The organism is Oricola nitratireducens (assembly GCF_014904745.1).
Classification (GTDB): domain Bacteria; phylum Pseudomonadota; class Alphaproteobacteria; order Rhizobiales; family Rhizobiaceae; genus Oricola; species Oricola nitratireducens.
Genome location: NZ_JACZCS010000062.1, coordinates 1 through 736, shown reverse-complemented (window position 1 = coordinate 736; position 736 = coordinate 1). Strand labels below are relative to the sequence as shown.

Sequence of the window (736 nt, the reverse complement as noted above, 5' to 3'; positions counted from 1 at the left end):
CCTCGCCTACCTGTCGCGATACACGCATCGGGTCGCGATCTCGAACAGCCGCCTGATCGCCTTCGACGAGAGCGGCGTCACCTTCCGCTACAAGGACTATCGCCGCGACGGTGTCGAGCGCCAGCGCACCATGACGCTCCGTGCCGACGAGTTCGTCCGCCGCTTCCTGCTCCATGTCCTGCCGCGCGGCTTCCATCGCATCCGACACTACGGCCTGCTCGCCGCTTCCGCCCGCAGGGCCAGCCTGGCACGCGCCCGCGAACTGCTGGACGTCGCCGTGCCACCCAATGACGACACCCCGCATGAACCGGACGACTTCCGCCCGGCATGCCCCTGCTGTGGCGGGCGCATGATCGTCATCGAGGTGTTCGAACGGTGGAGGCAGCCCCGCGCACCGCCGGACGCAACCATGGCGAACCCGGAGAACCGTCCATGACCCGGCACGGAATGCTCAAGCTTCAAGTCGCTGATGCTCAGTCTCCGGTAACGGATCCACACGCGTCCATGGTGATCATCAACGCCGACAGGGCCACAACCAGCCTCGTGCCGGGCTGGCGACACCGAGCGGAGGCGCAACCAAACGGCATGCCCGCATCCATCACGAAGCTTCCCGGCGGCCGTCGCACCATCGCCGACATCAGCCGCAGATCGAAATCTCCATAGCCTTCGCCTGTGGCCCGCGGGTTCCTGCATGAGAGGCTTTCGTACGCCTGACGGCACCCGAAAACCTTCACCA

Annotated in this window: 2 protein-coding genes; one reads left to right on the top strand and one right to left on the bottom strand. The window is 66.2% G+C overall.

Annotated elements, in window-relative coordinates; genetic code table 11:
- The coding region (locus tag IG169_RS23790; protein WP_193178765.1) for a transposase at positions 1-436 on the top strand (436 nt) is incomplete at its 5' end.
- A gap of 37 nt (positions 437-473) precedes the next feature.
- On the opposite strand, the gene IG169_RS23910 is transcribed toward IG169_RS23790, so the two are convergent.
- A partial coding sequence (locus tag IG169_RS23910) for a hypothetical protein (RefSeq protein ID WP_210326179.1) occupies positions 474-736 on the bottom strand: 263 nt, incomplete at its 5' end.